Source organism: Clostridia bacterium (assembly GCA_017410375.1).
GTDB lineage: Bacteria > Bacillota > Clostridia > RGIG6154 > RGIG6154 > RGIG6154.
Window position 1 is genome coordinate 1 of sequence record JAFQQW010000057.1, and the last position, 8923, is coordinate 8923.

Sequence of the window (8923 nt, forward strand, 5' to 3'; positions counted from 1 at the left end):
AGTTTACCAAAACAACTTCGATGCCGTCTGCACGAAGTGCCTGACACGCCTGGGTGCCGGCATAGTCAAATTCAGCCGCCTGACCGATTACAATCGGGCCGGAGCCGATAACAAGTGTCTTTTTAATATCCGGATTTTTCGGCATAGTGTTTTCCTCCTTTAGCAAATTTCGTTTTTAAATTGTTCGAACAGGAATGAAGTATTTAAATCGCTTTTCTCAAATTCCGGCTGGAATTGGCAGGAAAGCACGTTTTTACCGTAGCGGATAGCCTCAACGCTCTTGTCGTTGGCATTTAACATGAACGCATCAGCACCTTCAGGCAGGCTGTCCTTTACCACAACAAAGTTATGATTCTGGGTTGTGATGTAGGTTTTGCCGTTTTCATAATTTTTAACCGGCTGATTGGAGCCGTGGTGACCGAAAGTAAGTTTTTCTGTTTTCGCACCCTTGGCAAGAGCTAAAAGCTGATGCCCGAGACCCATGGCAAAAATCGGTGTGCTGTCTCCAAGAGCTTTGATTTCCTGAATGATGTCTTTATATTCTGCAGGATTTCCGGGGCCGTCTGATAAAATGAAGCCGTCGGGCTTTAAGGCAAGAGCCTTATCTGCTTTGGTGTCTGCTGGAAGTAAGGTGATGTTAAAACCGCTGTCCAGGATGCCGTTTAAAATGCTGTTCTTTACACCGAAATCATAAACCGCAACGGTTTTTACGTTACCTTCCCTGGTCAAGGTCTTCATTTCCTTGGTGGTTACTTTGTTTACTGCATTTTCTACTTTATACGCTTTGATTTTTTCTAAAAGCGCTGCTTTGTTCTGCGCGGGGTCCTGATAGGTTAAAAGACCGTTCATGGTGCCTTCGTTACGCAAAATCTTGGTGAGCTGACGGGTATCAATGCCGTAAATGCCGGGGATGCCCTTTTCAATCATCAAATCATTGAGCTTGCCCTCACAGCGGAAGTTGGAAGGTGCATCGCAAACCGAGCGCACAATGTATGCGGCAGGGGCGAACAAATCACTTTCAAAATCAGCGGGGATGACACCGTAGTTGCCGATGAGCGGGAAGGTCTGTACCACAGCCTGTCCTAAGTAATTGGGGTCTGTGAGCACCTCCAGGTAGCCGACAACCTGTGTATTAAATACAAGCTCTGCAACCGTTTCCTTCTGTTTGCCAAAGGCTTTTCCGGCGAAAACAGTTCCGTTTTCCAACAAGAGATATGCGTCCATAAAAAGTCCTTTCCGTTTTGCAGCGCAAAACCATATAAATTTCGAAAACGTAATTTCTTACGTATTTTGGATAAAAATTTTTTGTCGGAACTGTAAAGTCCCTAAATTTCTAACCTATAGTATACCACATTTTTAAAGGCATGTAAAGATTTAATGTAATATTTTTTCAAAAAAATTTGGTATTTTTTTCATGCTTTCACATAAAATGAAGCAGAGCGTCAAAACTTTATTTCATGAAAAAGGTTGACAGTGGGAGGCGGGTATGTTAAAATATAAAAAACAAAACGGCGACGCCACAGCAGTAAGAACGGTCGGCGTTTTTTTAGTCGTTTACAGGAAACAGGAGGAGAAGAGATGACAAGAGTTCCCGAAATTTTCGGCAGTGACGTGTTCAATGAAAAAGTCATGGAAAAAATGCTGGCGCCCGACGTGTTTCAGGCGGTTAAAAAGACCATCGAAGAGCGACAGCCGTTAGACCCGTCTCTTGCAACCGATGTGGCAACTGCCATGAAGGACTGGGCAATCGAAAAGGGTGCAACCCATTACAGCCATTGGTTTCAGCCCATGACCGGCATCACCGCGGAAAAGCACGACAGCTTCATAACCCCCGTTTCCAACTGCGAAGTGATTATGGAATTTAAGGGAAAAGAGCTGATTAAAGGGGAATCGGATGCCTCGAGCTTTCCGTCGGGAGGCTTGCGTGCAACCTTTGAAGCGCGTGGCTATACCACCTGGGACCCCAGTTCCTATGCCTTTGTAAAAGACGGAACCCTTTACATACCCACGGTATTTTGTGCCTTTACGGGCGATATTCTGGATAAAAAAACACCCCTTCTGCGTTCCATGCAGGCGCTAGACAATCAGGCAAGACGCGTGTTAAAACTGTTCGGCATCGAAACGGCACATGTAGATGCACAGGTAGGTGCGGAACAGGAATATTTTCTGGTAGATAAAGAACTTTATAATAAAAGAAAAGACCTGATTTTTACCGGCAGAACTTTGCTTGGTGCTAAACCGCCCAAGGGTCAGGAAATGGATGACCATTATTTTGGTGCCATCAAATCAAGGGTTACTTCTTATATGAAAGATTTGGACGAAACCTTATGGAAACTGGGTGTTGTGTCCAAAACCAAGCATAACGAGGCGGCACCTGCACAGCATGAGCTTGCACCGCTCTTTAATACAAGCAATCTTTCTACCGATCAGAATCAGTTGATGATGGAAGAAATGAAACGGATTGCAGAACGCCATGACATGGTTTGCTTACTGCACGAAAAGCCTTTTGCGGGTGTAAACGGCTCGGGTAAGCACAACAACTGGTCCCTTTCGGCAGACGGGGTGGGCAATTTGTTAAAGCCCGGCTCCAATCCGCGAAATAATCCGAGATTTTTACTGTTTTTGCTGGCAGTAATTAAAGCGGTGGATGAGCATCAGGATTTAATTCGTATTTCGGTTGCATCTGCAAGCAACGACCATAGACTTGGTGCCAGCGAAGCACCGCCTGCCATCGTGTCTATTTTCCTTGGCGAGGATTTGACCAAGGTGTTAAAATCCATTGAACGCGATAAAGATATGGAAAACCTTGAAAAAGAAAAATTAGAGCTTGGCGTTGACCTTTTGCCCGATATGAAAAAAGATACATCCGACCGTAACCGTACCAGTCCCGTTGCCTTTACCGGTAACAAATTTGAATTCAGAATGCCGGGGTCTGCTATGTCTATCGCGTGCATTAACTATATGATTAACACCATTGTGGCAGATGCCCTTTCTCAGTTTGCAGACCGTTTGGAAAAAGCAGAGGATTTTGAAGAAGAATTGTGGACATTGCTTAAAGAAACCATTACAAAGCACAAGAGAATTTTGTTTAACGGAAATAATTATGCACAGGAATGGGTGGATGAGGCAGAAAGACGCGGTCTTTATAACTTGAAAACAACCGTAGATGCGTTGCCTTTATTTACAAGAGAAGAAAACATCGCTTTGTTTGAAAAGCACGGTGTTTTAACACGCAACGAAGTGGAATCCCGTCAGGATATCTTAATTGAAACGTATGCAAAAACCGTAAACATTGAGGCGAAAACCCTTTTGGATATGGCAAGACGTGAAGTGTTGCCCGCTTGTATGAAGTATGCCAAATCGTTGGCTGAAAGTTGTCAGTTAAAAGGCAATTTGGGCATCAATCAGGATGCGGAAAGCACATTGCTGACCGATATTTCCGAACGTTCAAGCGTGCTCCTTTCCAATATTGAAGAGCTTGAATACGCTATTGATGAAGCAAACCGCAAAGAAACGACTTTGGAAAAAGCACAATATTTTGCAAAAGAAGTTTCGGATGCGATGCAGGCAGTCCGCGCTGTGGCAGATAAATTGGAAACCGAGGTTTCGGCAGAATACTGGCCCTATCCTACATACAGCGAATTACTTTTTTCATTATAAAATAACACTTTGTGAAAAACCCCAAACCGCTAAATGGCGGTTTGGGTTTTTTTGTCATTCTGAGCGATAGCGAAGAATCCCATAAAGTGAGTGTTATACCAAGTTCAACATAAAAAAGGATTCAGAAGGGCAGTAAATTTACAATTTCTTTTCCCTTTTTCATCGCATATTCGTATGCTGTTTTTGTTCCGCTTGCAGGCTGATGTTCCGTTACGGAATAGCGCCCTTTTTTCGTTTGGGGAGGAAGATATTTTTCGTCATAATAGAAAACACATACATTTGCCCGGTCTATCATTTCAAAATTCCGTTCGATGTAAACAGCTTTCCCTGCATTTTTTGCCCGTTCAGGAAAATAAGTGTCCTCATATTTTTCAAGCAGATACGATTTGTAGTCGTCGTTGATTTCAGGATATTCTGCACGGATGTAGATACGGCGTACAGAAACGTGTTTTTGTTTCAGCGCAGTGACTATATTGTAGCAAATGTCATTGAATTCGCTTTTACTGCCGAATAAAAAGGTATCCGTTCCGCGGATTATGAATGTTTCAATGATGTTAAACAGTTTTTCTTTCAGCTTTTCCGCGTCCTTTACCTTGCGGTGCCCGATAAAACAACAGATTTTTGGTTTGCTTTCCATAATAATATACCTCTGTAATAAAAAAGTGCGTAACCCTTTGAATGAGCCACGCACCAAAAAAGCGAAGTGACTCAAGTTTCAAAATGTTGCTACGCACTTATACTATCCGCAGACAAATTGCCCAGAGGTATAGCGAAACAAGAGTGTACGCCTTTTTACAAAGATAGCGTACCCTCTAGGCAATAAAATATTAAATTGACTGCGTAAGGCAGTATAAGTTTGTAGCAAATATATTATATCATAAAAAAATACAGATTTCAAGTATAACACTTCAGAACGTCGAAAAGTCGTTCTACTGCAAGCTGAAAATTAAGCTTGTCATTCTGAGCGTAAGCGAAGAATCCCATAAAGCGAGTACTTGAGGTGTCCGATAAAACAACAGATTTTTGGTTTGCTTTCCATAATAATATACCTCTGTAATAAAAAAGTGCGTAACCCTTTGAACGAGCCACGCACCAAAAAAGCGAAGCGACTCAAGTTTCAAATGTTACCACACATTTAACTTATACACTGACCAATTTGCCCAGAGGTATAGCGAAACAAGAGTGTACGCCTTTTTACAAAGATAGCGTACCCTCCGGGCAACAAAATATTAATTTGTATAAATTAAATATGTGGTATGAACATTATATCACAAAAAAATATAGATTTCAAGTATAATAAAAGTGCGTATCCTTTTGCAGGATACGCACGATTTTTATTTCTTTTGCGTTTCTTCGGATTTGGGGGTCGGCACCGAAAGCTCGGTGATGTGGTCGGTTAAGGTTTTAAAAATGTTGGCGGTAATTGCCACCTGCAATATCAGGTCCTGCATCCGCAGCGGATTGATGCCTTCCTCGGTTAAAATAGGCTCTGCAACCCTTGAAACCTGCTCGGATACATACGAAAAGGCTTTTCTTTGGTTTTCCGCAAAGGAATTGTAAATGTCTTTAACCTTTTCTTCCTCCAGCCCAAACGGAATCATTTTTTCAATGGTTGCGATGGTGAGTGCCTGCTTTAAGGTGCACACCATAATCAGATATGCCAGATGCACACGTCCGTATTTTTTGTTGTTGGGCGCGGGAATGGTCTTTTGCTTAACATAATTGTTAATCATGGGCGGTGTAACCGCAGGTGCCTGACCTGTGGGATTAAAAATATTGGTATAACGGTTAATCAGAATCAACACCTGATCCATATAAAGCTCTAAATCGGGCAATTCGTCCCAGGTGGGGAGCTTTTGCTCGTTTAAATGCTTATCCCAAGCCGAAAACTCGGCAGACAGTTTTTTCTGATTATACATATAATCACTCCTTGTAAAAACTTCTGTTCTTATTTTATCATAAATTATATAAAATTGCAAGCAAATACTTGACAAGATTTAGAAAACGTGGTAACATAGTATTAAATACTAGATGTAATTGTTTCGGAAATTAGAAAAGGAGAGAAAATATGAGATTGTACTTTAAAAATGTGCGTACACTGTTTGAGCATGTGGAAAAAAGCCACAAAGACAGCATTGCATTTACCGTAAAGCTTGCAGAAGATACGTATCGCGAAATTTCCTTTGGTGAACTGGCAGAAGAAATCCGTGCCCTGGCGGCATATTTAACCGAAAAAGGCTATAAGCCCGGTGACAAGGTGGGTGTAATTGGCGTAAACTGCTATGAATGGGCAGTTGTATTTTACGGCACCATGTATGCAGGACTGGTTTCTGTGCCCATGGACAACAGACTGTTCCCCGAAGAAATTGAGCGCCTGATTGAAAGAAGCCATGCAAAGGGCTTTTTCTACACCAGAAACCACAGAAACACCATGGCAAAATTCGAGGGCATCGAATCCCATTGCATGAACGGCGAAGAAGCAAAGGACGGCTTTTTAAAGGTGATTGCAGAGGGTAAAGCACTTTTAGAAAAAGACAGAAGCCTCTGCGAAAGAAACCCCATTGACGAAAATGCTTTGGGCATTTTAATGTTTACCTCGGGCACGACCGCAGAATCCAAGGGCGTTATGCTTTCTCAGAGAAATTTACTCAGCAACACGGTAGACCTTTGCGAAATTTTAGATTTTAAGGGACTTATATATGCTGCGCTCATTCCGTTCCATCATTCCTTTGGTGTGGGCGCGATGACCCTGTTTATGGCAACCGGCGTTAAAACCGTGTTCCCCGAGGGGCTTAGAATCGCCAAATGCTTAAACGAATACAAGGTAAGCCTTCTGGTGGGCGTGCCTGCGATTTTCAATGCGGTGCGCAAGACCATTTTTAAAGCTGTCGAAGAAAAGGGCAAAACCAAAACCGTTCAGTTTGGCTTAAAGCTGACCAAATTCTTAAGAAAGCTCGGCATTGACATCCGTAAAAAGATTTTTGCAGAAATTCACGAATCCTTAGGCGGAAATTTAAAGGTAATGATTAGCGGTGCATCTGCATTGGACTCTGAAATTTCCGATTTCTTCAACGGTATCGGCATTGATATGATTCAGGGCTACGGTCTGACCGAAACCGCTCCTGTGCTTTCAGCAGAGCGCCCCGGTCAGCTGAAGAGAGGCTCTATCGGCTACGCGATGCACGACGTAACCTTAGACATTGCAGGCAAAGACGAAAAAGGCATCGGTGAAATTATTGCCAAGGGGCCGAACGTGATGCTGGGCTATTATGAAAATGAAGAAGCGACCCGGGAAGTCCTCAAAGACGGCTGGTTCTACACCGGTGACATGGGTTATATGGACAAAGACGGCTATGTGTTCATTACCGGCAGAAAGAAAAATGTAATTGTATTAAACAACGGTAAAAACGTGTTCCCCGAAGAATTAGAACAGCTCTTGGATGCTTTAGACGGGGTAAACGAAAGCCTTGTGTACGTAAAAGAAGAGGGTGGCAAAGAAAGACTTTGCGCAAAAATCGTGTACGATAAAGACCTGTTTGATAGCGAAGAAAAGGCGTACGCCGCCATCGAACCGCAAATCAAAAAGGTGAACGAAACCCTGGTGGATTACAAGCAAATCCGCGATTTCCATGTAACCGACAAAGCCATGGAAAAAACCACCACCGCAAAAGTGAAGCGTAACGTAGAGCTTGCTAAATTATAATTGACGGGATATAAAAAAAGTCCGAACCGCAAAAGCACGGGGACTTAATGGACGAAAACAGTTCAGAATTATAGTTTAATAAACTAAATGCAGGAAAGCCACGCGAGGAGTGGCTTTCCCTTTTATTTGATGCTCTTTTGCTAACAAACCTCGCCCGCGATATACCTATGTATAATCGCGGATTTACCCTTTCAGGTTCGGTTTGTCCATTTCAAACATTTTTTCCTGTCCCTTTGTAAGGGACTAAATAAAATGACGGCTCTTTTAAAAAAATAGTAGACAAAACGAGAAAAATGTATTAAAATAGTAAAGATGAAAAGAGGTGAGATTTTTGAGCACAAAACGATTGTACGCCAAAGGCGTAAAAGACGGCATTCCGGTGGGGCTTGGCTATTTTGCGGTGTCCTTTGCATTGGGTATTACCGCCAAAAACGCAGGGCTTACGGCGTTGCAGGCAATGCTGACCAGTCTTACGGTAAACGCATCGGCAGGTGAGTATGCAGGCTTTACCCTGATTTTGGCAGGCGCAAGTTACCTGGAGCTTGCGTTGATGATGTTCGTGGCAAACGCCAGATATCTTTTAATGAGTTGTGCTTTAAGTCAGAAAATCTCGCCCGAAACCTCCATATGGCATCGACTATTGGTTTCTTTTCATATTACCGACGAGATTTTTGCCCTGGACATGAACTGTCCCGGTAAGCTCAATCCCATATATTCTTACGGGGTTGTAACCACTGCCGCACCGGGCTGGGCGATTGGAACATATCTGGGTGTTGTGATGGGCAATGTCCTGCCGCCAAACATCGTAAGTGCCTTAAGTGTCGGGCTTTACGGCATGTTTCTTGCTATCATCATTCCGCCTGCGCGCAAGGACAAAATTGTGCGCGGTGCCGTCCTGGTTTCTATGGCTTTAAGCGGAATTGCCGCGTATTCCGGCTTAAGCAAGGTGCTGTCCGAGGGTACGGTTATTATTTTACTGACTGTGGTGATTTCAGCGGTGTTTGCATGGCTTTTCCCGTTAAAGGAGGGCAAAGAAGATGAAAAATAATATCTGGATTTATATGCTGATTATGATGCTGGTGACTTACCTGATTCGCGTGTTGCCCATGACCTTAATCCGCAAGGAAATCAAAAATAAATTTATCCGTTCCTTTTTGTATTATGTGCCGTATGTCACTTTAGCGGTGATGACCTTCCCGGCAATTGTAAACGCCACCGAAAGTCCCGTTGCAGGACTTTGTGCGTTAATCGTGGGCATGGTGCTCGCCTGGCTGAAGCTGGGACTTTTCCCCGTTGCCGTCGCCTCCTGCGCCACCGTATTCATTTTAGAACTGTTTCTCGTATAAAAAGGGGCTGTAAATTTATTACAGCCCTTTTTTAGGGAATAGGAAAAAATGTTTGGCACGAACCCGAAGCGCTGTCGGTGACGGATACAGCGAGAAGTTCGTGGCGCCGCAACCAAAATTGCGCCCGTTAGGGCACAGCAATTTTGTGTGTTGCAAGAGGGAGCTTATTTTAATGTAGTCGCAGCCTAAGCAAGCTCTCTTGTGGTACCCAAAA

Annotated in this window: 7 protein-coding genes; 4 read left to right on the forward strand and 3 right to left on the reverse strand. The window is 43.3% G+C overall.

What is annotated here, in order from left to right; all coding sequences use genetic code 11:
* Nucleotides 1–159: 159 nt before the first annotated feature.
* Nucleotides 160–1224, reverse strand: coding sequence for a carbamoyl phosphate synthase small subunit (locus IJE10_08945; protein MBQ2968228.1), 1065 nt, complete (start codon nucleotides 1222–1224; stop codon nucleotides 160–162).
* Between the two features lie 354 nt (nucleotides 1225–1578).
* On the opposite strand from IJE10_08945, the gene IJE10_08950 reads away from it, so the two are divergent.
* Complete coding sequence (locus IJE10_08950) at nucleotides 1579–3660, forward strand: glutamine synthetase III (GenBank protein ID MBQ2968229.1); 2082 nt, start codon at nucleotides 1579–1581, stop codon at nucleotides 3658–3660.
* A gap of 121 nt (nucleotides 3661–3781) precedes the next feature.
* On the opposite strand, the gene IJE10_08955 is transcribed toward IJE10_08950, so the two are convergent.
* A complete protein-coding gene (locus tag IJE10_08955) occupies nucleotides 3782–4297 on the reverse strand; it encodes a hypothetical protein (GenBank protein ID MBQ2968230.1) in 516 nt (171 codons plus the stop codon).
* A 697-nt stretch (nucleotides 4298–4994) separates the two neighbouring features.
* Nucleotides 4995–5579, reverse strand: a complete 585-nt coding sequence (locus tag IJE10_08960) for a DUF1836 domain-containing protein (protein ID MBQ2968231.1) — start codon at nucleotides 5577–5579, stop codon at nucleotides 4995–4997.
* 149 nt (nucleotides 5580–5728) lie between these two features.
* Between IJE10_08960 and IJE10_08965 the strand changes: the two genes are divergently transcribed.
* The 3 genes from IJE10_08965 to IJE10_08975 all read left to right on the forward strand — a co-directional run bounded on the left by IJE10_08965 (nucleotide 5729) and on the right by IJE10_08975 (nucleotide 8709).
* Nucleotides 5729–7363: an AMP-binding protein gene (locus IJE10_08965; GenBank protein ID MBQ2968232.1), complete on the forward strand. Its 1635-nt coding sequence runs from the start codon at nucleotides 5729–5731 to the stop codon at nucleotides 7361–7363.
* 331 nt (nucleotides 7364–7694) lie between these two features.
* The gene (locus IJE10_08970; protein MBQ2968233.1) at nucleotides 7695–8411 is read left to right on the forward strand and encodes an AzlC family ABC transporter permease; all 717 of its coding nucleotides are present in this window, start codon (nucleotides 7695–7697) and stop codon (nucleotides 8409–8411) included.
* Nucleotides 8401–8709, forward strand: coding sequence for an AzlD domain-containing protein (locus tag IJE10_08975; GenBank protein ID MBQ2968234.1), 309 nt, complete (start codon nucleotides 8401–8403; stop codon nucleotides 8707–8709). Before IJE10_08970 ends, IJE10_08975 begins: the two co-directional genes overlap by 11 nt.
* The last annotated feature ends 214 nt before the right edge of the window (nucleotides 8710–8923 follow it).

What these genes read in the sequence shown, in the direction of transcription:
- IJE10_08945 (MBQ2968228.1), bottom strand. Translation starts at nt 1,224, where the DNA reads ATGGACGCATATCTCTTGTTGGAAAACGGAACTGTTTTCGCCGGAAAA.
- IJE10_08950 (MBQ2968229.1), top strand. Translation starts at nt 1,579, where the DNA reads ATGACAAGAGTTCCCGAAATTTTCGGCAGTGACGTGTTCAATGAAAAA.
- IJE10_08955 (MBQ2968230.1), bottom strand. Translation starts at nt 4,297, where the DNA reads ATGGAAAGCAAACCAAAAATCTGTTGTTTTATCGGGCACCGCAAGGTA.
- IJE10_08960 (MBQ2968231.1), bottom strand. Translation starts at nt 5,579, where the DNA reads ATGTATAATCAGAAAAAACTGTCTGCCGAGTTTTCGGCTTGGGATAAG.
- IJE10_08965 (MBQ2968232.1), top strand. Translation starts at nt 5,729, where the DNA reads ATGAGATTGTACTTTAAAAATGTGCGTACACTGTTTGAGCATGTGGAA.
- IJE10_08975 (MBQ2968234.1), top strand. Translation starts at nt 8,401, where the DNA reads ATGAAAAATAATATCTGGATTTATATGCTGATTATGATGCTGGTGACT.